Origin of the sequence: Citrobacter telavivensis (assembly GCA_009363175.1) — a bacterium.
GTDB classification, from domain to species: Bacteria; Pseudomonadota; Gammaproteobacteria; order Enterobacterales; family Enterobacteriaceae; genus Citrobacter_A; species Citrobacter_A telavivensis.
The window spans coordinates 2810574-2831767 of the sequence record CP045205.1; the positions used below are offsets into that span (position 1 = coordinate 2810574).

The 21194-nt window shown below is 51.6% G+C and carries 25 protein-coding genes, 1 tRNA gene and 1 pseudogene; 14 read left to right on the forward strand and 13 right to left on the reverse strand.

Annotation, left to right across the window (positions count from 1 at the left end; all coding sequences use genetic code 11):
* The first annotated feature begins 198 nt into the window (after positions 1 to 198).
* Entirely contained in the window at positions 199 to 1326 is a 1128-nt protein-coding gene (locus tag GBC03_15740) for a ribonuclease D (protein ID QFS71554.1), read from the forward strand.
* A 90-nt stretch (positions 1327 to 1416) separates the two neighbouring features.
* On the opposite strand, the gene GBC03_15745 is transcribed toward GBC03_15740, so the two are convergent.
* Positions 1417 to 2496: a tartrate dehydrogenase gene (locus tag GBC03_15745; GenBank protein ID QFS71555.1), complete on the reverse strand. Its 1080-nt coding sequence runs from the start codon at positions 2494 to 2496 to the stop codon at positions 1417 to 1419.
* Between the two features lie 103 nt (positions 2497 to 2599).
* Between GBC03_15745 and GBC03_15750 the strand changes: the two genes are divergently transcribed.
* From GBC03_15750 to umuD, 5 genes are all read left to right on the forward strand, one after another.
* Positions 2600 to 3517 carry a LysR family transcriptional regulator gene (locus GBC03_15750; GenBank protein ID QFS71556.1) on the forward strand — a complete coding sequence of 306 codons (918 nt, stop codon included), beginning with the start codon at positions 2600 to 2602 and terminating at the stop codon, positions 3515 to 3517.
* A 95-nt stretch (positions 3518 to 3612) separates the two neighbouring features.
* Positions 3613 to 4251, forward strand: a complete 639-nt coding sequence (gene leuE / locus GBC03_15755) for a leucine efflux protein LeuE (protein ID QFS71557.1) — start codon at positions 3613 to 3615, stop codon at positions 4249 to 4251.
* Positions 4252 to 4430: 179 nt separating this feature from the next.
* The gene (locus GBC03_15760; protein QFS71558.1) at positions 4431 to 4793 is read left to right on the forward strand and encodes a DUF1971 domain-containing protein; all 363 of its coding nucleotides are present in this window, start codon (positions 4431 to 4433) and stop codon (positions 4791 to 4793) included.
* A gap of 2 nt (positions 4794 to 4795) precedes the next feature.
* Positions 4796 to 4978 carry a DUF1869 domain-containing protein gene (locus GBC03_15765; protein ID QFS71559.1) on the forward strand — a complete coding sequence of 61 codons (183 nt, stop codon included), beginning with the start codon at positions 4796 to 4798 and terminating at the stop codon, positions 4976 to 4978.
* A 259-nt stretch (positions 4979 to 5237) separates the two neighbouring features.
* Positions 5238 to 5657, forward strand: coding sequence for a translesion error-prone DNA polymerase V autoproteolytic subunit (gene umuD, locus GBC03_15770; GenBank protein ID QFS71560.1), 420 nt, complete (start codon positions 5238 to 5240; stop codon positions 5655 to 5657).
* 160 nt (positions 5658 to 5817) lie between these two features.
* On the opposite strand, the gene GBC03_15775 is transcribed toward umuD, so the two are convergent.
* Genes GBC03_15775 through GBC03_15805 form a run of 7 tightly spaced genes read right to left on the reverse strand, consistent with a single transcriptional unit; the run spans position 5818 to position 10929 of the window.
* Positions 5818 to 6615 carry a transporter substrate-binding domain-containing protein gene (locus tag GBC03_15775; protein ID QFS71561.1) on the reverse strand — a complete coding sequence of 266 codons (798 nt, stop codon included), beginning with the start codon at positions 6613 to 6615 and terminating at the stop codon, positions 5818 to 5820.
* Between the two features lie 40 nt (positions 6616 to 6655).
* Positions 6656 to 7381: an ATP-binding cassette domain-containing protein gene (locus GBC03_15780; GenBank protein ID QFS71562.1), complete on the reverse strand. Its 726-nt coding sequence runs from the start codon at positions 7379 to 7381 to the stop codon at positions 6656 to 6658.
* Positions 7382 to 7399: 18 nt separating this feature from the next.
* Complete coding sequence (locus GBC03_15785; GenBank protein ID QFS71563.1) at positions 7400 to 8086, reverse strand: ABC transporter permease subunit; 687 nt, start codon at positions 8084 to 8086, stop codon at positions 7400 to 7402.
* A 12-nt stretch (positions 8087 to 8098) separates the two neighbouring features.
* Positions 8099 to 8776, reverse strand: a complete 678-nt coding sequence (locus GBC03_15790) for an ABC transporter permease subunit (GenBank protein ID QFS71564.1) — start codon at positions 8774 to 8776, stop codon at positions 8099 to 8101.
* Positions 8777 to 8790: 14 nt separating this feature from the next.
* Positions 8791 to 9699 (reverse strand): NAD-binding protein, encoded by a 909-nt coding sequence (locus tag GBC03_15795; protein ID QFS71565.1) that lies wholly within the window; start codon positions 9697 to 9699, stop codon positions 8791 to 8793.
* 20 nt (positions 9700 to 9719) lie between these two features.
* Positions 9720 to 10166, reverse strand: a complete 447-nt coding sequence (gene rpiB / locus GBC03_15800; protein ID QFS71566.1) for a ribose 5-phosphate isomerase B — start codon at positions 10164 to 10166, stop codon at positions 9720 to 9722.
* A gap of 13 nt (positions 10167 to 10179) precedes the next feature.
* Complete coding sequence (locus GBC03_15805; protein QFS71567.1) at positions 10180 to 10929, reverse strand: FCD domain-containing protein; 750 nt, start codon at positions 10927 to 10929, stop codon at positions 10180 to 10182.
* A 357-nt stretch (positions 10930 to 11286) separates the two neighbouring features.
* Between GBC03_15805 and umuC the strand changes: the two genes are divergently transcribed.
* The gene (gene umuC / locus GBC03_15810; protein QFS71568.1) at positions 11287 to 12552 is read left to right on the forward strand and encodes a translesion error-prone DNA polymerase V subunit UmuC; all 1266 of its coding nucleotides are present in this window, start codon (positions 11287 to 11289) and stop codon (positions 12550 to 12552) included.
* 108 nt (positions 12553 to 12660) lie between these two features.
* Here the strand turns inward: umuC and GBC03_15815 are convergent, their stop codons facing one another.
* Positions 12661 to 13497, reverse strand: coding sequence for an MBL fold metallo-hydrolase (locus GBC03_15815; protein ID QFS71569.1), 837 nt, complete (start codon positions 13495 to 13497; stop codon positions 12661 to 12663).
* A 228-nt stretch (positions 13498 to 13725) separates the two neighbouring features.
* Here GBC03_15815 and GBC03_15820 point away from each other — a divergent pair, with 228 nt between their 5' ends.
* The 4 genes from GBC03_15820 to alaE all read left to right on the forward strand — a co-directional run bounded on the left by GBC03_15820 (position 13726) and on the right by alaE (position 16353).
* The gene (locus GBC03_15820) at positions 13726 to 14115 is read left to right on the forward strand and encodes a RidA family protein (protein QFS71570.1); all 390 of its coding nucleotides are present in this window, start codon (positions 13726 to 13728) and stop codon (positions 14113 to 14115) included.
* 31 nt (positions 14116 to 14146) lie between these two features.
* The gene (locus GBC03_15825; protein QFS71571.1) at positions 14147 to 15127 is read left to right on the forward strand and encodes a threo-3-hydroxy-L-aspartate ammonia-lyase; all 981 of its coding nucleotides are present in this window, start codon (positions 14147 to 14149) and stop codon (positions 15125 to 15127) included.
* Positions 15128 to 15179: 52 nt separating this feature from the next.
* On the forward strand, positions 15180 to 15809 hold the full coding sequence (locus GBC03_15830; GenBank protein ID QFS71572.1) for a transcriptional regulator: 630 nt from the start codon (positions 15180 to 15182) through the stop codon (positions 15807 to 15809).
* Positions 15810 to 15891: 82 nt separating this feature from the next.
* The gene (gene alaE, locus GBC03_15835) at positions 15892 to 16353 is read left to right on the forward strand and encodes an L-alanine exporter AlaE (protein QFS74023.1); all 462 of its coding nucleotides are present in this window, start codon (positions 15892 to 15894) and stop codon (positions 16351 to 16353) included.
* A 5-nt stretch (positions 16354 to 16358) separates the two neighbouring features.
* Here alaE and GBC03_15840 read toward each other — a convergent pair whose 3' ends face one another.
* Entirely contained in the window at positions 16359 to 16817 is a 459-nt protein-coding gene (locus tag GBC03_15840; GenBank protein ID QFS71573.1) for a hypothetical protein, read from the reverse strand.
* 156 nt (positions 16818 to 16973) lie between these two features.
* A pseudogene (locus GBC03_15845) lies at positions 16974 to 17671 on the reverse strand (IS1 family transposase).
* Between the two features lie 130 nt (positions 17672 to 17801).
* Here GBC03_15845 and GBC03_15850 point away from each other — a divergent pair.
* Positions 17802 to 17876, forward strand: a tRNA-OTHER gene (locus GBC03_15850).
* A 59-nt stretch (positions 17877 to 17935) separates the two neighbouring features.
* Here GBC03_15850 and blaSED read toward each other — a convergent pair.
* Positions 17936 to 18820, reverse strand: a complete 885-nt coding sequence (gene blaSED, locus GBC03_15855) for an SED family class A beta-lactamase (protein QFS71574.1) — start codon at positions 18818 to 18820, stop codon at positions 17936 to 17938.
* Positions 18821 to 19011: 191 nt separating this feature from the next.
* Between blaSED and GBC03_15860 the strand changes: the two genes are divergently transcribed.
* Positions 19012 to 19872 (forward strand): LysR family transcriptional regulator, encoded by an 861-nt coding sequence (locus GBC03_15860; protein QFS71575.1) that lies wholly within the window; start codon positions 19012 to 19014, stop codon positions 19870 to 19872.
* 29 nt (positions 19873 to 19901) lie between these two features.
* On the opposite strand, the gene uspF is transcribed toward GBC03_15860, so the two are convergent.
* Positions 19902 to 20330: a universal stress protein UspF gene (uspF, locus tag GBC03_15865; GenBank protein ID QFS74024.1), complete on the reverse strand. Its 429-nt coding sequence runs from the start codon at positions 20328 to 20330 to the stop codon at positions 19902 to 19904.
* Positions 20331 to 20495: 165 nt separating this feature from the next.
* Between uspF and zinT the strand changes: the two genes are divergently transcribed.
* A complete protein-coding gene (gene zinT / locus GBC03_15870) occupies positions 20496 to 21146 on the forward strand; it encodes a metal-binding protein ZinT (GenBank protein QFS71576.1) in 651 nt (216 codons plus the stop codon).
* The last annotated feature ends 48 nt before the right edge of the window (positions 21147 to 21194 follow it).

Genomic DNA, 21194 nt, shown 5'->3' on the forward strand with positions numbered 1-21194 from the left:
CGGCGTGAGAGTGATCGCAAACCTTGCTCCGATACCGGACAAGCAGAGATCACCTTATTAAAACCAGGAAAATCAATTTATTGATTTTCGGCTGATAACCACAAAGAAGGAAAAACCACGTTTTTTCCCTTCTTTGTCAGCAATCTGACGCCGGGTGAATCCGGCGTTTTTTTTGGCGTAAACCGAAGAGAATGCAATTTGAATTACCAAATGATCACCACTGACGACGCGCTGGCAACCCTGTGCGAAGCGGTCCGTGCGTTTCCTGCGATTGCCCTGGATACTGAGTTTGTTCGTACCCGTACCTATTATCCGCAGTTGGGCCTGATCCAGCTGTTTGACGGCGAACATGTTGCACTGATCGACCCGCACGGCATTAGCGACTGGTCGCCGCTGAAAGCGATTCTGCGCGACACCGCCATTACCAAATTTCTGCACGCGGGTAGTGAAGATCTGGAAGTCTTTCTGAATGCGTTCGGCGAACTGCCGCAACCGCTGATTGACACGCAAATCCTGGCCGCATTTTGCGGCCGCCCGCTGTCGTGGGGCTTTGCATCGATGGTGGAAGAGTACACCGGCGTGGCGCTGGATAAGAGCGAGTCGCGTACTGACTGGCTGGCGCGACCGCTGACTGAGCGTCAGTGTGAATACGCCGCAGCGGATGTCTGGTATCTGTTGCCGATTGCCGGAAAACTGATGGCGGAAACCGAGGCTGCGGGCTGGTTGTCTGCGGCGCTGGATGAGTGCCGCCTGATGCAAACGCGTCGTCAGGAAATCCTCGCGCCCGAGGACGCCTGGCGCGACATCACTAACGCCTGGCAGCTACGCACGCGCCAACTGGCCTGCCTGCAACTGCTCGCCAACTGGCGTCTGCGTAAAGCGCGTGAGCGCGATCTGGCCGTGAACTTCGTGGTTCGCGAAGAGCATCTGTGGTCCGTGGCGCGTTATATGCCTGGCAGCATGGGCGAACTCGATAGCCTGGGGCTTTCCGGCAGTGAAATTCGCTTCCACGGTAAGACGCTGCTTTCACTGGTGGCTCAAGCGCAGGCGCTGCCGGAAGAGGCCCTGCCGGAACCGCTGCTGAATCTGATGGACATGCCGGGTTATCGTAAAGCGTTTAAGGCGATCAAGGCGCTTGTCACGCAAGTGAGTGCGGAACATAACGTCAGCGCAGAGCTGCTGGCGTCGCGCCGTCAGATCAACCAGTTGCTCAACTGGCACTGGAAGTTAAAACCGCAGAATACAGAGCCTGAATTGATTTCTGGCTGGCGGGCGGCGTTGATGGCGACGACGCTCAACGCGTTGCTGGCAGAGTATCCGCTTTAATGTTTTTGCCGGATGGTGGCTACGCCTGATTAGGCCTACAGACTCTCAACCGTAGGCCTGATAAGCGCAGCGCCATCAGGCATTGAACCCTTATATCCTCGCGCAGATCGCTTCACCGACCTGTTGTGTTGAGGCACTCCCCTGCAAATCCGGTGTTTTAGGTCCGCTGGCGATCACCTGCTCAATCGCCGCCAGAATCCCGTCGTGTGCGGCGGTGTACTTCGCATCTCCTGCGCCGAGGAAATCGAGCATCATCGCCCCAGCCCAGATAGTCGCAATCGGATTGGCGAGGTTTTTGCCATAAATATCCGGGGCGGAACCATGTACCGGTTCGAATAACGACGGGAAAGTGCGCTCAGGGTTCAGGTTAGCCGAGGGGGCAATGCCGATGGTGCCGGTACACGCCGGGCCGAGATCGGAAAGAATGTCGCCAAACAGGTTCGAGGCAACCACCACATCGAAGCGCTCCGGTTGCATCACAAAGCGGGCGCAAAGAATATCAATGTGCTGCTTGTCCCAGTGGATATCGGGATAGTGCTGCGCCATAAGCTCCACGCGTTCATCCCAGAACGGCATACTGATCGCCAGACCGTTGGATTTGGTCGCTGACGTCAGCGTTTTTCGCGGACGGCTTTGAGCTAATTCAAACGCATAACGCAGAATTCGATCCACGCCCCGGCGGGTGAAAACGGATTCCTGGATGACCACCTCATGCTCGGTGCCCGGATTAATATGTCCGCCCAGCGAAGAATATTCCCCTTCGGTGTTTTCACGCACGACGTAGAAATCAATGTCGCCCGGCTTCTTGCCGGCCAGCGGGCAGGGCACGCCGGGGAAGAGGCGAACCGGGCGCAGATTCACATACTGATCGAATTCCCGACGGAATTTTAGCAGCGAACCCCACAGGGAAATATGGTCCGGAACCGTGTCCGGCCAGCCGACGGCGCCAAAGTAAATGGCGTCAAAGGAGGATAACTGCTCGCGCCAGTCATCCGGCATCATTTTCCCGTGCTCAAGGTAATAATCACAGCTGGCCCATTCGAACGTCTCCACGCTGAGCGACAGGTCCCAACGTCTGGCGGCCGTCTGCAAAACGCGAATGCCTTCTGGCAGCACTTCCTTACCGATACCATCACCGGGAATCGCGGCAATACGACAGGTTTTCTTCATACCAGTTCTCACTTGTAGGGTAGCGAAATTGACTTCCTCCTTATCCTATAATTGACTGATCGACAGTTAATCTCTTCAACTGGTGAAACATAAAACACAGATCATGAATAATCCTCCTTTGCTGACTGATTTGCGCGTCTTTATTCTGGTCGCCCGACGGGCGGGATTTGCCGCCGTTGCCCAGGAACTGGGTGTTTCACCGGCCTATGTCAGTAAACGTATTGCGCTGCTTGAACAGAACCTGAATGTGGTTTTGCTGCACCGCACTACGCGTCGCGTCACCATTACGGAAGAGGGCGAGCGCATCTATGAATGGGCGCAGCGCATTCTGCACGATGTCGATCAGATGATGGATGAACTCTCTGATGTCCGTCAGGTTCCGCAAGGAATGTTGCGAATCATCAGTAGCTTTGGGTTTGGCCGGCAGGTTGTGGCACCTGCGCTGTCCGCACTGGCAAGGCAGTATCCGCAACTGGAGCTGCGTTTTGATGTGGAAGACCGGTTGGTGGATTTGGCCAATGAAGGCGTCGATCTCGACATCCGCATTGGCGATGACATTGCGCCGAACCTGATCGCTCGCCGGTTGGGGACGAACTATCGAATCCTCTGCGCTTCTCCCGCGTTCCTGGCGCAGTACGGTACGCCAAAACAGCTTGCCGATCTTGCCACCTGCTCCTGCTTAGTGATCAAAGAGCGCGACCACCCCTTTGGGATCTGGCAATTGCAAAATAAAGAGGGGGAGCACGTCATTAAGGTGACCGGGCCGCTGTCATCAAATCATGGCGAAATTGTGCACCAATGGTGCCTCGACGGGCAGGGGATTGCGCTGCGCTCCTGGTGGGATGTCTGTGATAACATTGCCAGCGGTCATCTGGTGCATGTTCTGCCGGAATATTACCAGCCGGCCAATATCTGGGCGGTGTATGTTTCACGACTGGCCACATCGGCCAAAGTGCGTATTACGGTGGAATTCTTACGCCACTATTTTGCCGAGCGCTATCCAACCTTTTCACTGAAATAAAGGCGTCGGTAAAGCGCTTCCCTTGAGCAGGGGCATCCGTTAGCATATTGTTTCGCGGTTAAGCGAAAAAGTGGTTTCAGGAAGAAGAGGTTAACGTGTTTGCAGAGTATGGTGTACTGAATTATTGGACTTATCTGGTCGGGGCTATTTTTATTGTCCTCGTCCCTGGACCGAACACGATATTTGTGCTGAAAAACAGCGTCGGACGTGGAATGAAGGGCGGGTACCTTGCGGCAAGCGGCGTATTTATTGGCGATGCGGTGCTCATGTTTCTGGCGTATGCCGGGGTGGCAACGCTGATTAAAACAACGCCAGTATTGTTTAATATCGTCCGCTATCTCGGTGCCTTTTACCTGCTTTATCTGGGCGCAAAAATCCTCTATGCCACGCTTAAAGCAAAAGGCGGCGACGCTGCTGAAGAGGCGGTTCCCTTTGGCGCCATTTTTAAACGTGCGTTGGTGCTGAGCCTGACGAACCCGAAAGCTATTCTGTTCTATGTTTCCTTCTTTGTGCAGTTCATTGATGTGAATGCCCCACATGCGGGACTGTCATTCTTCATCTTAGCGACCACGCTTGAAGTGGTGAGCTTCTGCTACCTGAGCTTCCTGATCGTTTCGGGGGCCTTTGTTACGCAGTACATTCGTACCAAAAAGAAACTGGCGAAGGTCGGAAACTCGCTAATCGGCCTGATTTTTGTCGGTTTCGCCGCGCGGCTGGCGACATTGCAGTCGTAAGCCAGGAGGCCCGCCGCACAGGCGGGCTTTTTGTTTCGGTATCCCAATGAATAGTCCATTTTGGCGTCCTGCAAAAAGTAACCAATAAATGGTATTTAAAATGCCAGTTATGAAGCGTAACCTTTCTGGAACAGCGGTTTACTCACAATCGCATCCTACCGACTGGAAGAGGGAAGGACATGCTTCAGATTCCACAAAATCATATCCACACACGTGCCACGCCGTTCTGGAACAAAGAAACGGCACCTGCCGGAATTTTCGAACGCCATCTTGATAAAGGAACCCGACCGGGAGTGTATCCCCGTCTGTCGGTGATGCAGGGGGCGGTCAAATATCTCGGGTATGCGGATGAACACAGTCCAGAAGCGGAAACGGTGATGATCATCGAAGCGGGTCAGTTTGGTGTGTTTCCACCGGAAAAGTGGCACAACATCGAAGTGATGACCGATGACACTTATTTCAATATCGACTTTTTCGTCGCGCCAGAGGTCCTGATGGAAAGCGCGAATCAACGAAAAGTCATTCATACCGGGAAGAAATAATCATGGGCAAAGCAACCTATACCGTCACCGTGACGAATAACAGCAACGGCGTTTCTGTCGATTACGAAACCGAAGCGCCAATGACCTTACTGGTGCCTGACGTCGCCGCCGAGGTGGTGAAAGATCTCGTCAATACCGTGCGCTCTTACGATACGGAAAATGAACACGACGTCTGTGGTTGGTAAGTGACGCCACGCAAAGAGGAAACCGGCTGCCATTAGCCGGTTTTTTTATGTGTCCCGAAAACGCGCTCCGCACAATGCCCGCTCTAAAATGGACGGACGTCGTCATTCTGCGCAAAAATTTACAAACAGTATATTTGCAGGATCAATAAATGCTTACGCGCAATACGGCGAAACTTTGCGCCGCGGCGTTTTGCCAATGACTTGATCCCAGCCCTAGTTGAAATTACTGTATATAAAAACAGTATTAAAGGTGTGCATTATGACGTTGTACAGACCTGCGCAATGGCGTGAAGCCATCGCCGTCCCCCTTTTCAGCGAGCGGGTTCCGTGCGGATTTCCCAGCCCGGCGACCGATTATGTTGAGCAACGTATCGATCTCAACAAGTTACTTATTCCGCATCCCAGTTCGACCTATTTTGTGAAAGCGGCTGGCGACTCAATGATCGACGCGGGGATCGGCGATGGCGATCTGCTGGTGGTGGACAGTTCACGCACTGCCCGCCACGGGGATATCGTGATTGCGGCGGTGGAGAGGGAGTTTACGGTTAAGCGGTTGCAGTTGCGGCCCACTGTTCAGCTTAATCCTATGAATTGCGCTTATTCACCCATCATCATCGGCAGTGAGGATGCCCTGGATATCTTTGGCGTTGTGACATTTATTGTGAAAGCGGTGAGTTGACCTGGGTTGCGTCATTACCTGTAACGCCAAAGCAAAACAGCGGACGTCGTTACATTATTCATTAACGGGTAATACGTGCATCCAGATAGCTCCCTGATGTCCGGGTATAATATCTGGATGCCCGGTATGATTTTATTTAAGCACGGTCGCGTCAAATAAATTATGGTCTGCTAATGATCTCTGCCGGAATAGGTTCGCCATGATACTTTTCGTAAATGGCATTCAGCTTCCCGTTTTTGAGATTAGTGACAATCCACTGATCGAGTTTTTCTTTTAGCTCTGGTTCATTCTTTTTCAGGCCAATGGCTAAATCAAATACGGTAAGGGTCATTTTAGGTTCAAATGCCAACTTAGGGTTTTGCTTCTTAATCTGATTAACCAGTGTGGCAGAGGTAGCGACAGCGTAAGCCTGACCACTCACCGCCGCCGTAACCAGCGTAGCATCGTCATCGTAGCGTTGAATGGTCACACCATTTTTCATCGCATCTTTGGTCAGCATTGAATCCTGAGTGGTGCCCCGGGTGACGGTAATTGCATGTCCTTTTAAATCGCCCCAGTCGCTTATTTTCGTGGCTGCCGGAGCACCAATAACCGATCGTAACCCCGCATAGGCTCGGCTAAAGTCAATAACCTGCGCTCGCTGTGGCGTAACGGAAAGGGTGGATATGATGATATCGGCCTTCCCGGTCTGTAAATTAGGTATCCGCGTCGGACCTGTTGTTTCAATGAATTTCAGTTTCACACCCCAGTCCTTAGCCAACAGCTCCGCGGTTTCAACATCGGATCCAACCGGCTTCATTGAGGCATCCAACATTCCTGAAGGTGGAATGGATAAATCGGTGGCAACGCGTATTTCACCTCGTTTTTGAATTTCTTCCAGGACATTTGCCGAGGCAGGAAGGGTGATAACGGTGGACAGTAACGACACGAGCAGTAAGATTTTTTTTGCAGGGCTCATATTATTTTCCTTCGTAGGGATATTTCGCTGGGTGAGTGGTTCACAAATCGTTAGAAATAAATTCCTGTAATGCCGCCGTGCCCGGCGTTTTCAGGATATCTACCGTGCCGCTTTCATGGACGGTACCCTGATGCATAAAGATAATTTTATCGGCGACCCGACGGGCGAAATTCATTTCGTGGGTGACCATAATCATGGTCATGCCACTTCCCGCCAGGCGCTCAATAACGCGCAGGACTTCTCCGGTGAGTTTTGGGTCTAATGCCGATGTCACTTCATCAAACAACATCACTTTTGGTTTCATTGCCAGGGAGCGCGCGATGGCTGCGCGCTGCTGCTGCCCGCCCGAGAGTTGCTCTGGATAGCTGTCTGCCTTGTCGGCCAGGCCCACCTGGTTGAGTACGGACAGCGCCAGCCTTTTGGCTTCAGCTTTAGCCATCTTTTGGACGGAGACAGGGCCTAACGTAATATTTTGCTCTATCGTCAAATGGGGAAACAGGTTGTAACTCTGGAACACAATCCCGACGTCCTGGCGCAACTTGCGCAGGTTGAGATGTGGATCTTCAACCTTGTGCCCACAGACTTCAATGCTGCCGCCATTGATGGTTTCCAGTCGATCAATACAGCGCAGCGCAGTACTTTTGCCTGAACCGCTGGCACCAATCAGTGCCACAACCTGCCCCTGATTCACGGAAAAAGAGACGTTTTTCAGCACAGGATTGTTGCCAAAGCTTTTGTGTACGTTTCTGAGAGTAATAATGGGCATAGTATTAACCTTCAGCACTTAATTGATTCGTGGACTCACCGTTTGTACAGACTTAACGTTTTTCTCTGGCGCGCCCTGCTCAAGCCGGCGGCTTAATACCGATACGGGAAAGCACAGACAAAAATACAATGCAGCAACAATGAGATAGATAATAAATGGCTCAAAAATCGAGTTATTGATCAGTTGCCCGGCTCGCGCCAGTTCGACAAACCCCACGACAGAAGCCAGTGACGTGTTTTTGATGATTTGAACCGAAAATCCCACGGTTGGCGGTGTGGCAAGCTTGATGGCCTGCGGCAGTACGACTTTAAACATGCGTTGCGTACTGGAAAGTGCCAGACATTCAGCCGCCTCCCATTGCGCGCGGGGAACGGCCTGAATGCAGCCTCGCCAGATTTCGCCCAGATAGGCGCTCGCATAAATGGTGAGAGACAGGCCGGCGGCCAATAAAGGCGAAATCGTCATGCCCAGTTGCGGCAATCCGAAATAGACCATAAACATGATAATCAGCAGAGGCGTTCCCTGAATTAACTGCACCCATGCTGAAACGACCAGCCGTATGACACGAACCGGTGCGATGCGGCCCAATGCTATCAGAAACCCCATTATTCCACCGCCGCCGAACGCCATGAGTGACAGGACTATTGTCCACAGCGTGCCTTCCAGCAGAAATTGAATATGGGCGAAATTGAGGGGAATATTCATCGTCATGACTCCCTAAATCATGGTGCCAAGCCGGCGACGGCGAGGGAAAATGGCCTGTCCAAACAGCCAGAATATCAGCCGCATTAACAACGAGAGCGCGATATAAATCCCCGCCACAATCACGAAAGTTTCAAAGGGGCGGTAGGTTTCTGATTGAATAAAGTTAGCGGTCGCGGTGAGTTCTTCAGTGGATATTTGCGAGGTCACCGATGAGGCCAGCATTAATAAAATAAACTGGCTGGTCAACGAAGGATAAACGCGCTCGATCGCGGGTCGTAATGCGACATGCCAGTATTGCTGCCATTTGGTTAATCCCAGGGTTTCAGCGGCCTCCCATTGCCCTTTATGCACGGATTCAAACCCGGCACGCATAATTTCTGCGGTATAGGCGCCTACATTAATCGTCAGTGCAATCACAGAGACGGTGAAGGCGCTAAACGAAAAACCCATGCTCGACAGGCCAAAATAAACAAGAAATATCTGTACCAAAAATGGCGTATTGCGAATGGATTCAACATAGATAGCCGCGACTCTCGCAAACACTCTGGATTGAGAGCGTCGGGCAATGGCACAGAGCGTGCCTATCAGAAAACCCGTCACTGTCGTCACTAAGGCCAGTTTGGCGGTCAATTCCGCACCGTCCAGCAAGAGCTGCCATTGTGAAAGTATTGCTGTGAAATCGAGCATCATGACTTTCGCCCCGGTTAATTTGTGTTTGCGGTCTGTTGGCCGGTTAACCGGTCATAGACTTTGAACAGGGCCTGGTTGCCATTCGCGCCTTCACCATAGACCTGCGCATTCTGGTACTGGCTCGCCACAAGGGCGGTCGCCGGAAGGGGAACGGGATGCTTTTGCGCGGCTTCTAAAACCAGACGGAGATCTTTCATCATCAGATCGATGCGGAAACCGGCAGAGGTATCACCTTCGATCATGGCCGGACCCAGTTTGTCGAGCATCCATGAGGCTGCGGAACCGCCCAGCAGCACTTCCCGCATTTGTGGCAAATTGATATCCCAGGCGCGCGCCAGTGCCAGTGCTTCGCAAATCGCCTGAATATTGATCCCGCAAATCAGCTGGTTACACAGCTTCACGGTCTGCCCGGCACCGGATGCGCCAACATGATTTAACGTCGTCCCCATGGCGCGCAGATAGGGCGTGGCCCGCTCAAAACCATTCGCATCACCACCCACCATGATGGTCAGCGTGCCATTTTTAGCACCAATCGGTCCGCCGGAAACGGGCGCATCAAGCATGGTTACACCGACGGCCAGGAGCGCCTGGCTCAGCTTGCGGGTGGCATCAGGGGCAATGGTGCTCATGTCCACATACAGTTTTCCGCGTGGCGGTACAGACAGCAGTCCCTGTGGGCCACGCACGATCTCTTCTACCTGGGGCGTGTCCGGCAGCATTGAAATAACGATATCGGCATCGCGGACGGCGGAGGGGATGTCGCTAACAATTTCAATACCGAACGGACGTAACGCATCGCCTGCGCTACTGACGATATCGAACGCGCGTACGGTATATCCAGCCTGCGCAAGATTGCGTGCCATCTCGCGCCCCATCACGCCTAAACCAAGAAAGCCAACAACACCGGAATGAATCGTTTTCATTATGATTTCCTTCAGATTTATCAGTTATGTTGTTCGAGTAATGCCAGTTTCTCGACGCGGCGAACGAAGTCAGCATCCTGAACAAATGTCGCCTGCAAAAATGCGTCTATGAGATCGCGCGCCAGCCAGGGGCCAACGATCTGTGCGCCGATGCACATCACATTCACGTCATCGTGCTCAACAGCCTGGTGCGCTGAATGCACGTCATGACAAACGGCGGCGCGGATGCCTTTTACTTTATTCGCGGCAATCACCGCGCCCACGCCAGTACCACAAACCAGGATCCCGCGCAGGCCGCTCTCCTCGCGCACCTTGCTGCATACGGCATAAGCAATGTCAGGAAAATCCACCGGATCGGGGTTGTAACTCCCGATATCGTTAATCTGATGGCCAGCCTGCTGCAGCCACTGAATGAGTTCTTGTTTGAGCTGGAATCCGGCGTGGTCACTGCCAATGACGATCTGCATCTGTTTATCCTTTTTACGGTGTAGGAGTAATGGACTGGGAACCGACCATGCGAATGGTGGCGCGACGACGAAAATCCGCACCAATCTCAAAATGGCGACTTAATAATTCATCGGCTTTGTCTTCGTCACGTTCGACGATGGCGGCAAAAATGGCGCGGTGATGGTCAATGAGAAACGCTTCAATACCTTCCACCTGAATAATTTGTTCACGTCTGTCGAGGTGAGAACGCTGCATCAGCACGCTAATGGACTGATAAATGCTGATAAGCGTTGGCGAGCCTGACGCGCTAACAATGGTTTCATGGAAGCGAAAATCAGCTCGTCCACCTGATTCCGGGACATGGATCGTTTCGCTTATCTCACGCAGGCAGTCGGCTAACCTGTCGTAGTCACTCTGTGTTCCCCGGCGGCAGGCCAGGCGGATCGCCTGACGTTCAATGGCGATTCGGGCTTGCATAACGTCATCAACCACGTTCGGTTGATGAGCCAGTACGAAGGTGAAAAATTCACCGAAAAGCGAAACATCCGGTTTCGTGACAACGGTGCCGATCCCGTGACGAATCTCTACCGCGCCTATCATGGCAAGCGCTCTCAGCGCTTCCCGCAATACCGGACGGCTTACACCTAACTTTGCAGACAGCTCGCGCTCGGGTAACAGGCTGTCGCCTGCTTTTAATGCCCCGCTTAACAGCTGTTCGCGTAAAAATTTAACAACGTGGTCATGCCCGCTGCAGTTTTCCGTTACTTCGCGCTTGATTTCCATGCGATTCACCAGTGGTCTTGAGTGGTAATACCAATGGTAGATATGTTAATAAAACATTAATGTGATGTTGATCGATAATTGACCTGTCTGTTTTGTGAGCAGACATGCAAATCTTGATTTGAACCATTGAGGAGGGGAGTGGAAAGGTCCGGCTAACGTGCGGGCACTGCATAGGGACAAACCGGATTAACAAAGCCATATCACTCACCCACAGGGTTATGCACCGTTTCTGTGGATAACCGATGACGTTTTTCAGGCAGAACAGTCGACTAAGAAAAATGGCCAGGATTTCGCTTGCAAGTTAAAAAATATCTTAAATAATACTGGTTATAAATACAGTATTTGTGAAGGCATACCATGTTTGCACTATGCGATGTGAATTCGTTTTATGCGTCCTGTGAGACGGTGTTCAGGCCCGATCTGCGCGGGCGACCCGTTGTTGTGTTGTCGAATAACGATGGCTGTGTGATTTCTCGTAGCCCCGAAGCGAAACCGTGGGCAATCATGGGAGCACCCTACTTCAGGCAGAAAGAGACGTTCAGGCGTCATGGGGTGGTATGTTTCAGTTCGAATTATGAACTCTACGGCGACATGAGCAATCGGGTCATGACGACGCTTGATGAGTTGGCACCTCGCGTTGAAATTTACAGTATCGACGAGGCTTTTTGCGATCTGACAGGGGTTCGAAACTGTCGTGATCTCACGGATTTCGGCAAAGAGATCCGCAACACGGTCTTACAACAGACACATCTGACGCTCGGCGTGGGAATTGCGCAGACAAAAACCCTGGCCAAACTGGCTAACCACGCGGCGAAAAAGTGGCCGCAGCAGACGGGCGGGGTTGTGGATCTGTCGAATCTCGAACGACAGCGAAAATTGATGGCAGCCCTGCCGGTTGATGAGGTGTGGGGCGTTGGCCGTCGTATCAGCAAAAAGCTGACTGCGATGGGCATAAACACGGTACTCGATCTGGCAGATACGCACATCGCGGTGATACGCAAGCACTTCAATGTGGTACTGGAAAGGACCGTGCGGGAGTTACGCGGTGAACCCTGTCTGGTGCTTGAGGAGTTTGCGCCCGTGAAGCAGGAGATCGTCTTCAGTCGGTCATTCGGCGAGCGCGTTATGGAATACGAACCGATGCGCCAGGCGATTTGCGCTTACGCGGCCCAGGCGGCAGAGAGACTCCGGGGTGAGCATCAGTATTGCCGGTTTGTCTCGACATTCGTGAAGACGTCGCCGTTTGTGCCGAATGAGCCCTGTTACAGCAATAGCGCGTCCGTGAAACTACTGACACCGACGCAGGACAGTCGGGACATCATCAGCGCGGCCACGCGATGCCTGGACGCTATCTGGAAAGAGGGGCTCCGTTATCAGAAGGCCGGGGTCATGCTCGGCGATTTTTTCAGTCAGGGCGTGGCTCAACTCAATCTGTTCGATGATAACGCACCGCGTCCCGGCAGCGAGAAGTTGATGGAAGTCCTTGATACGCTCAACGCCAAAGAGGGGAGAGGAACGCTGTACTTTGTCGGGCAGGGTATTCAGCAACCGTGGCAGCTGAAACGACAGATGCTTTCTCCGCGTTACACTACGCGTTTTTCCGATCTGCTGGTCGTCAGGTGATCGTTACATTCAGCGTCTAGTCTTTTCCCTGGAACAGGCGAAATAAAAGGCATCATGTATGAATAATCGGGAGACAGAAAATACTGTCTCCATTTACGCAACCCGATACTACATGGGGAAGTTCAGCGTCAGTCCCACACCCGCTTCTTTGAGATCCACATAACGGGACAGATGAATTTTTGCGGCAAGATCGGTGCAATGACTGGGATAAAGCGTATCAGCAGATAATGCGCTGAGATATTTCCCCGTTTCAGAGAGTAGCGATTCATCGGCATTAAGTAGATGAAAACCGCCTATAACGGAGGCGATTCTTGATTCTCCAGTGACGGATTTTGCGTACTCGATAATATTACAAATCCCGGCATGTGAGCATCCGGTGACAATCACCAACCCATCCTTTGTTTTAATTGCCATTGCGCTATCGTCAATCACGTAATCAGTCGTTAACTCACCCTCATTATTATGCGTGTGGCCTACCGGATGCTGCGCTTCATAATGATTCAGACGGGGAATTTGTCCTAAAAAAGTGATGTTTTCTGATAACTCCAGGGGACGTGTGGAACTGACGACATTGAAGAAGTAATCAAAGCAAAATGCATTGTGGTTCATCCCAATGGGTTTTGAATGATAAAATTTAGGCACAAATGTGGCAGGGTGGGCAATGATATCGACTTTCTTTTCTGGTGGCGATGGAATTCGGTCGTAATACTGGAACAAATGGTTTAACCCCCAGGTGTGATCGTTATGCCCATGTGATAATACAATTTTATCAATGCGTGTAAGGTCAATACCCAGGATCTGTGCATTTTTTAAAAAAACATCAGAGTAGCCAACATCAAAAAGAAGTTTTAACCCTGAGCATTCAATGAAATAGGAAACGCCAGGTTCTCCCGTTAAATACCTGTCAATGTAAGTATTGTTATCTACCAGTATGGTTAATTTCATCGTCCCGCATCTCGTTTGGATTCAATATGTTGATTGGCTCCATTATCGAACTTTTTAATTTCCTGAAGCAAATCAGAACCGGGATCTCTGTCACATAAGCCAGGGATAGACACGGTGGACGTTCAGTACAAGGGGAGTTGCGTAGTGCAATGTGTGGTAAAAATGCACTATACAAAAAGTATAAATTAATACATATTGTATTAAATATGAAACACAGGAGAGTCGCACATGCACCCGGACATCACATTGAACTCAGCGTCTCATGGGCTTCCGCCCGCTGGCCACTACTCGGCGAGCGTGACAGCGGGGGGATTTGTTTTTATCTCAGGACAACTGCCAGTCACCCGACAAGGTGAGAAAAAGGCGGGGGCGTCTTTTGCGGAACAGACCAGACAAGTTCTGGAAAATGTCGATGCCTGCCTGACGGGGGCCGGTGTATCCCGTCAGCATCTGGTTTCTGTCCGTGTCTATGTGACAGATATCAATCTCTGGCCGACGTTTAATGAAATCTACGCCGAATGGATTGGTGATTTCCGCCCATCTCGTGTCGTTGCAGGGGTTGCAGAGCTGCATTATGGTTCTGCCTTAGAAGTGGAAGCGATCGCGCTGGCGCAATAAGCCTGACGCTTAACGGTATAAAGGTGAAAAAATGACTGAGATTACACGTCCGGAATATGCTGATGTTGCAGCCGCCGCTGAGCGCATTGAAGGATATGCAAACAAGACGCCCGTAATGACCTTCCGGACCGTCAATGAGGAATTTGGCGCCGATGTTTTCTTTAAATGTGAAAACCTCCAGCGAATGGGGGCCTTTAAGTTTCGTGGGGCGATGAATGCATTACGCCAGTTTACGCCACAACAGCGTGCAGCCGGCGTGGTGACATTTTCTTCCGGAAATCATGCCCAGGCGATAGCGTTGTCAGCCAAATTGCTGGGTATTCCGGCGACAATCATCATGCCTCATGATGCACCTGCCGCGAAAGTGGCGGCGACCAAGGGGTATGGCGGCAATGTCGTCATGTACGATCGCTATACGGAAGACCGTGAACAGATTGGTCGTGAACTGGCTGAAAAACAAGGATTGACGCTCATCCCTCCCTACGATCATCCCCATGTGATCGCCGGCCAGGGTACGGCGACCAAAGAGTTGATTGAGGAGGTCGGCCCACTGGATGTTCTTTTTGTCTGTCTGGGGGGCGGCGGGTTACTTTCCGGTTCAGCACTGGCAGCCCGGCAACTCTCTCCAGATTGCATTATTTATGGCGTGGAGCCTGAAGCCGGTAACGACGGACAGCAGTCTTTTCGCAGCGGGAAAATCGTGCACATCGATACGCCAAAAACGATTGCTGATGGTGCACAGACACAACATCTGGGGCACTATACGTTCCCTCTGATTCAAAAATACGTTAATGATATTCTGACCGTTTCAGACAATGAACTCGTTGCCTCGATGAAGTTCATGGCGGAGCGCATGAAAATTGTCGCCGAACCCACCGGCTGTCTTGGCTTTGCGGCGGCAAGGGCGAGAAAAGCAGAACTCAGCGGGAAAAAAGTCGGCATTATCATCAGCGGCGGCAATGTGGATATCGCGCGCTACGGTGAGTTTCTGGCCGGGAAATCCGTCTCGTAAAGCGGTAAACGGATAGCAATAATGACAACGGGCATCACTGTGGGAGACCGGCATGCCAAAAAACGACGAGAATTCGCTTCTCAGCCAACTTGACACTATCGCGAAGGGATTAAGCGAAACGTTTTCTCCCTTTTGCGAAGTGGTTGTTCATGACCTGAAGGATCCTGAGCATGCGATTATGTCGATACATAATAATTTATCCGGGCGTGAGGCCGGACAACCGGCTACGGAACTCGGTCTGGCAAGGATTGCGTCTCCAGATTTCCCTGAAATTATTGCGAATTACGGCAATCAGTTTGCCGATGGCCGTCCGGTAAAAAGTACGTCTATTGGCATTAAGGATGAAGAGGGCAAATACGTCGCGGCATTATGCCTTAATGTCGATATGACGCTTTTCCGGGGGATGCAGAGCGCGCTGGCGCGTTTTACCGAAACAGAGAGTTCACCAATACGTGAACATCTTGACCCCGGGAGTACTGAAGTTATTCGCCAGCGAATCGATGATTTTGCCGCGAAACGCGCCACTACGGCTCGCGCGCTTAAAACGGAAGACAGAAAGGTTGTGATCCAACAGTTACGAAAAGAGGGATTGTTGAATGTACGTAAATCCATGGATACGGTGGCGCAGCATTTAGGGGTATCAAGGGCGACAGCCTACCTCTATGCGCGCCAGTCCGGGTAAGTCCGGGTCGGTGTGCTATAGTTTCTGGTTTCTCTTTGGGTGAACAGACGTTTTGTCACTACGCCACGACAGGAACCGTATGATGTCTCAACGCCCACCACAGACAACACGTCGGACAGCATTTTTTGCCGATACCACTGTACTGCTCCTGTTCTTCACGACAACAGGCATTATTAATGAACGCGTGATAGCGGGCATGACGTGGGAACAGGTGCTGCATGCTCGTCTTCTGGGGGCGATTCTGATGGTTCCGGTTGCCAGACCTTACGGCATATGGCGGGACTGGTTGATGAAGCGAGCCGGAGAGAGTCGGATTTCTCAACTGCTGTGGGACAGTATGGCGCTCGTCAGTTTCCAGGTGCCGGTTTATGCGGCGATCATTGCGTTTAGCGGGGCGTCGGGGAGTGGGTTGGTCCAGGGGACGCTGGGCGCAGCCTTAATGATGCTCTTGCTGGGGCGCCCTTATGGTGCGTTTCTTAATGGGGTACGTAAGCTGTTCGGTTTACCGCCGGGGGGCGATAAACCCATGTCCCTGAATAGCTGAACCCTCTACAGACCAGGATATTTCCCGTCATCATCGACCAGATAAAGCTGCGTCAGATACCAGCGCTGATTTTGCTTTATTAAGTGATACTCGTACTCGGGGGAGTAATAGGTTTGTGGAAACCGGGTTTTTACAATAGCTGAATTATTCTCGACGACTACCGACAGAATTTTTTCCTGATTCGGGTCATGCGACGAGTCTGAACCAAAAGCGACAGGCTCACCTTTATAGTTGGGAAGCGTATATTTTTTCAACAACGCATCCCAGCGTTGTTGAGCATATTTCATCACGTTGTGGTCATCCTGCGTTTGATGCAGTGCAAATGAGCGATCGTTCCACGCTTTGTAGTCTCGTTGAAAACTGACAACAATTTCCTCTGGAGTGTTTAACGTATCTGCAATGGCATAACGGATGTTTAAAAATCCCATCAGTAATAAACAGAGTGCGATAAAACAATGTTTCATTGGAGTGTCTCAGTATGCTGGAAAAGGAAATCACTTTATTGTGCAATATATCATCTTTGAGACATTGCTTTGTCTGAAGAATGAGCAAACGCGCGGGAATAATAAAAGAAAGTTGTCCACAGCTATTGCAGGGGTAATTTGGGTAATGACTCCAACTTATTGATAGTGTTTTATGTTCAGATAATGCCCGATGACTTTGTCATGCAGCTCCACCGATTTTGAGAACGACAGCGACTTCCGTCCCAGCCGTGCCAGGTGCTGCCTCAGATTCAGGTTATGCCGCTCAATTCGCTGCGTATATCGCTTGCTGATTACGTGCAGCTTTCCCTTCAGGCGGGATTCATACAGCGGCCAGCCATCCGTCATCCATATCACCACGTCAAAGGGTGACAGCAGGCTCATAAGACGCCCCAGCGTCGCCATCGTGCGTTCACCGAATACGTGCGCAACAACCGTCTTCCGGAGCCTGTCATACGCGTAAAACAGCCAGCGCTGGCGCGATTTAGCCCCGACGTATCCCCACTGTTCGTCCATTTCCGCGCAGACGATGACGTCACTGCCCGGCTGTATGCGCGAGGTTACCGACTGCGGCCTGAGTTTTTTAAATGGCGGAAAATCGTGTTGAGGCCAACGCCCATAATGCGGGCGGTTGCCCGGCATCCAACGCCATTCATGGCCATATCAATGATTTTCTGGTGCGTACCGGGTTGAGAAGCGGTGTAAGTGAACTGCAGTTGCCATGTTTTACGGCAGTGAGAGCAGAGATAGCGCTGATGTCCGGCAGTGCTTTTGCCGTTACGCACCACCCCGTCAGTAGCTGAACAGGAGGGACAGCTGATAGAAACAGAAGCCACTGGAGCACCTCAAAAACACCATCATACACTAAATCAGTAAGTTGGCAGCATCACCGTAATTTGAGTTATGTATTATCTCGCCCGGTCCTGATGATGGGTAGATTCTCAATCAGAAATAATGACCGGCAGACCGCCATTAGCTCATCTGGAAGAGCGAACGACTTTTGTTGTAGGGAACGGGGTTCGAGGCCTCGATGGCGGCCCAAATTTAAAGGCCCAGACGTTTGTCTGGGCCTTTTTGTTTTCTCCGCGTGCTTGCCGGGATCAAAGCCCTTCCGTCACAATTTTTGCGGCGGCGGCCAGAACATCTTTACGTCCTTTGGCATCCTGCTGTGGCTGTGTAAAGTAAGTCACGAGGATCAGCGGCGCACGATCTTCGGGCCAGATCACCGCGATATCATTCGTGGTGCCGTAATCGCCGCCCCCGGTTTTATCGCCAACCACCCAACTTTCAGGCAGTCCGGCACGAATACTCTGGCCGCCGGTTGTATTCCCTTTCAACCAGGCGACCAGTTGTGCCCGCTGCATACCGGCCAGTGCATCACCCAGCGTCAGCTTATGCAGGCTTTTTGCCATCGCCAGCGGCGAGGTGGTATCGCGTTCATCGCTAGGGATGGCGGTATTCAGTTCGGGTTCAGTCCTGTCCAGACGAAACGTGGTGTCGCCAATCGAACGGGCAAAGGCCGTGACGTTGCCGGTGCCACCCAGATGCTCAAGCAATTTATTCATTGCCGTATTATCGCTGTATTGCAGAGCGGCAGCACTTAGCTCCGCTAATGTCATCTCTTTATCGACGTATTTTTCCGTCACCGGGTTCCAGTTCGTGAGATCGGCTTTATTGATGGCCATTTTCTGCTGCAAGATATCGCGTTGCGTTTCACTCTGTTTTAATACGGCGGCGACGACAATCGTTTTACTGGTACTGCACATGGCAAAGCGCTCGTCACCGCGATAAAGAATTTGCGAACGATCGGCGGTATTAATGAGCGCAACGCCGAGTCGACCACCCGATTGTTTTTCTAAGGCTGCCAGCTTTTGCTGAACCTGTGGGGTAGCCGCTTGCTCACGGGCCGAAAGCGGCGAACTGCCGGCAAAGAAAGCGAGCATACCAGCGATAAGTAGCGTCTGATGGAATCGTTTTTTTAGCATAAATAACGTCCTTGAAAATCAGTAAATAGATTGATAAGCGCTTTCATTTTTTCCACTCAGACAGACAAAAGAAGAAAGAGAATTAAAGGCGCAAGATATCTCTGCGGTACCTGGACTATCCGCTATCAGCGCTTGCTTAACAAGCGAGAAGAATTTACCCTGGAATAAAGAAAATCTTATGAGTCCTTATTATGCGTTCTAATCTTCCTCTCAATGCGCTACGCGCCTTTGAAGCTTCAGCTCGCCATTTGAGTTTTACACGAGCGGCACTGGAACTCTGTGTCACGCAGGCTGCCGTCAGCCAGCAGGTGCGTATCCTGGAAGATCGCCTGAACAGGGTGCTTTTTAAACGTCTGCCCAGAGGGCTGGAGATGACGGATGAGGCGCAGGCGCTGTTTGCCGTCCTGACCGACGCCTTTAGCCAAATCGACACCATTTTCCGTAAGTTCGAGGGCGGGGAGTATCGTGAAGTGCTCACGGTCGCCGCGGTCGGGACATTTGCCGTTGGCTGGTTACTGCCGCGTATTGAGCAATTCCGGCAGGCGCATCCGTTCGTTGAGTTGCGCTTGCGCACAAATAACAACGTCGTGAATCTGGCGGCTGAGGGGCTGGATTTTGCCATCCGCTTTGGCAGCGGACAGTGGCCCGCTACCCATAACGACATGCTGTGCGAGGCTCCGCTGACCGTCCTGTGCACGCCAGAAACCGCGCAACGGCTTGGCCAGCCCGCCGATCTTCTGCAAGAGAATCTTCTGCGGTCATACCGGGCAGATGAGTGGGATAACTGGTTTGCTGCGGCAGGCGTGACGGCGGAACGGATCAATGGCGCCGTTTTTGACTCCTCTCGCCTGATGATTGAAACGGTCATCCATACCGGCGGCGCGGCACTGGTTCCGGCAATGATGTTCACCAGAGAACTGGCCGCCGGACAACTCGTTCGGCCTTTCGCAATTGAAATCAACATGGGCGGTTACTGGCTTACCCACCTGAAGTCGAAACCGGTGACGCCCGCGATGGAAATATTCCGCGACTGGATCGTGAAAATGACATAAACGGGAGCCAGCAGACTCCCGTTTACGGCTCAGCGTACCACCAGTACAGGACAGTGTGCATGGCGCACGACGGCTGCGGCGGTAGAACCCAACAGGTACGTTGAGATACCGGGCTGGTGTGAAGCGATGATCACCAGGTCAGCACTGACGGAATCCGCCAGTTTCAGGATCTGATCTTTCGGGGGGCCATATACCACATGCTTTTGAACACGGCCTTCAGGGATATCGAATTGTTTCACAATCTCATCGAGTTTCTGTGATGCCTTCGTCTGCAGTCCATTTTTATCCGGGAGTTCGCCAGAGTAAGCGAGCCCCAGGGATGCATAAAAGGGGACTGAGGGAATGACTGACAGAAAATGGACTTTTGCCGTTTTGGCGTGAATTTTAACCTGAGGAATAAGTTGCCGGGTGAGATCGGCTTCTGAGATATCAATGGGCACCAGAACAGAACGATACATAGTCATTACCTCCTGTTTTTTGTCTCCAGTCGCAGTATATCGAATCTGCTTTTTGCATAAAAAGTGACCAGATCAAGTTTCCGTCATTTACGCTCAGCGGTGTTGAATAAATTTAGTTGTTATAATATAACATTTCATCTTATTCACTTGATTGAGGGTACGACGTTGGCAATGCATTGGAAAAAAATATCAATCTCTCTGGGAATGCTGTGGATCAGCAGTTATGCCTTCGCCCACGGCGATCACGCGCATGGCGTGCCGCTGACAGAAATGGAACAGAAGGCGGCGCAAGGCGAATTTGCGGATAGCAATGTCAGGGACAGGGCGCTTACCGACTGGGACGGCATGTGGCAATCCGTTTATCCTTATCTGGTTAGCGGCGAGCTGGATCCGGTTTTTAAACAAAAGGCGGAAAAGGATAAGAGTAAAACGGCGGAAGAGGTGAAATCCTACTACCGTAAAGGCTATGCGACGAAGGTCGATACCATTGGCATCGAAAATGGCGTGATGGAGTTTCATACCGGCAAGCAGGTAGCCTCCTGTCAGTATGACTACGCCGGTTACAAAATCCTGACCTATACGTCAGGTAAAAAAGGGGTGCGCTATCTGTTTGAATGCAAAGATGCAAACAGTAAGGCGCCGAAGTTTGTGCAGTTCAGCGATCATATCATTGCGCCGCGCACGTCGAACCATTTCCACATTTTTATGGGCAATACCTCACAGCAGGCGCTACTGGAAGAGATGGATAACTGGCCGACCTATTACCCTTATCAACTCAAGGCCCAGGCCGTGGTGGATGAAATGCTGCACCACTAAATTCAGGTTCAGCCCGCTGCTTGTCGGCGGGTTTCCTGCCGCGTTAAG

Coding starts and splice junctions, on each gene's coding strand:
- GBC03_15765 (QFS71559.1), top strand. CDS start 4,796: ATGGGCAAAGCAACCTATACCGTCACCGTGACGAATAACAGCAACGGC.
- GBC03_15830 (QFS71572.1), top strand. CDS start 15,180: ATGCCAAAAAACGACGAGAATTCGCTTCTCAGCCAACTTGACACTATC.
- GBC03_15820 (QFS71570.1), top strand. CDS start 13,726: ATGCACCCGGACATCACATTGAACTCAGCGTCTCATGGGCTTCCGCCC.
- GBC03_15750 (QFS71556.1), top strand. CDS start 2,600: ATGAATAATCCTCCTTTGCTGACTGATTTGCGCGTCTTTATTCTGGTC.
- GBC03_15825 (QFS71571.1), top strand. CDS start 14,147: ATGACTGAGATTACACGTCCGGAATATGCTGATGTTGCAGCCGCCGCT.
- GBC03_15815 (QFS71569.1), bottom strand. CDS start 13,497: ATGAAATTAACCATACTGGTAGATAACAATACTTACATTGACAGGTAT.
- GBC03_15785 (QFS71563.1), bottom strand. CDS start 8,086: ATGAATATTCCCCTCAATTTCGCCCATATTCAATTTCTGCTGGAAGGC.
- GBC03_15795 (QFS71565.1), bottom strand. CDS start 9,699: ATGAAAACGATTCATTCCGGTGTTGTTGGCTTTCTTGGTTTAGGCGTG.
- umuD (QFS71560.1), top strand. CDS start 5,238: ATGACGTTGTACAGACCTGCGCAATGGCGTGAAGCCATCGCCGTCCCC.
- GBC03_15775 (QFS71561.1), bottom strand. CDS start 6,615: ATGAGCCCTGCAAAAAAAATCTTACTGCTCGTGTCGTTACTGTCCACC.
- GBC03_15745 (QFS71555.1), bottom strand. CDS start 2,496: ATGAAGAAAACCTGTCGTATTGCCGCGATTCCCGGTGATGGTATCGGT.
- GBC03_15840 (QFS71573.1), bottom strand. CDS start 16,817: ATGAAACATTGTTTTATCGCACTCTGTTTATTACTGATGGGATTTTTA.
- rpiB (QFS71566.1), bottom strand. CDS start 10,166: ATGCAGATCGTCATTGGCAGTGACCACGCCGGATTCCAGCTCAAACAA.
- GBC03_15780 (QFS71562.1), bottom strand. CDS start 7,381: ATGCCCATTATTACTCTCAGAAACGTACACAAAAGCTTTGGCAACAAT.
- GBC03_15760 (QFS71558.1), top strand. CDS start 4,431: ATGCTTCAGATTCCACAAAATCATATCCACACACGTGCCACGCCGTTC.
- GBC03_15805 (QFS71567.1), bottom strand. CDS start 10,929: ATGGAAATCAAGCGCGAAGTAACGGAAAACTGCAGCGGGCATGACCAC.
- alaE (QFS74023.1), top strand. CDS start 15,892: ATGTCTCAACGCCCACCACAGACAACACGTCGGACAGCATTTTTTGCC.
- umuC (QFS71568.1), top strand. CDS start 11,287: ATGTTTGCACTATGCGATGTGAATTCGTTTTATGCGTCCTGTGAGACG.
- GBC03_15790 (QFS71564.1), bottom strand. CDS start 8,776: ATGATGCTCGATTTCACAGCAATACTTTCACAATGGCAGCTCTTGCTG.
- uspF (QFS74024.1), bottom strand. CDS start 20,330: ATGTATCGTTCTGTTCTGGTGCCCATTGATATCTCAGAAGCCGATCTC.
- GBC03_15860 (QFS71575.1), top strand. CDS start 19,012: ATGCGTTCTAATCTTCCTCTCAATGCGCTACGCGCCTTTGAAGCTTCA.
- blaSED (QFS71574.1), bottom strand. CDS start 18,820: ATGCTAAAAAAACGATTCCATCAGACGCTACTTATCGCTGGTATGCTC.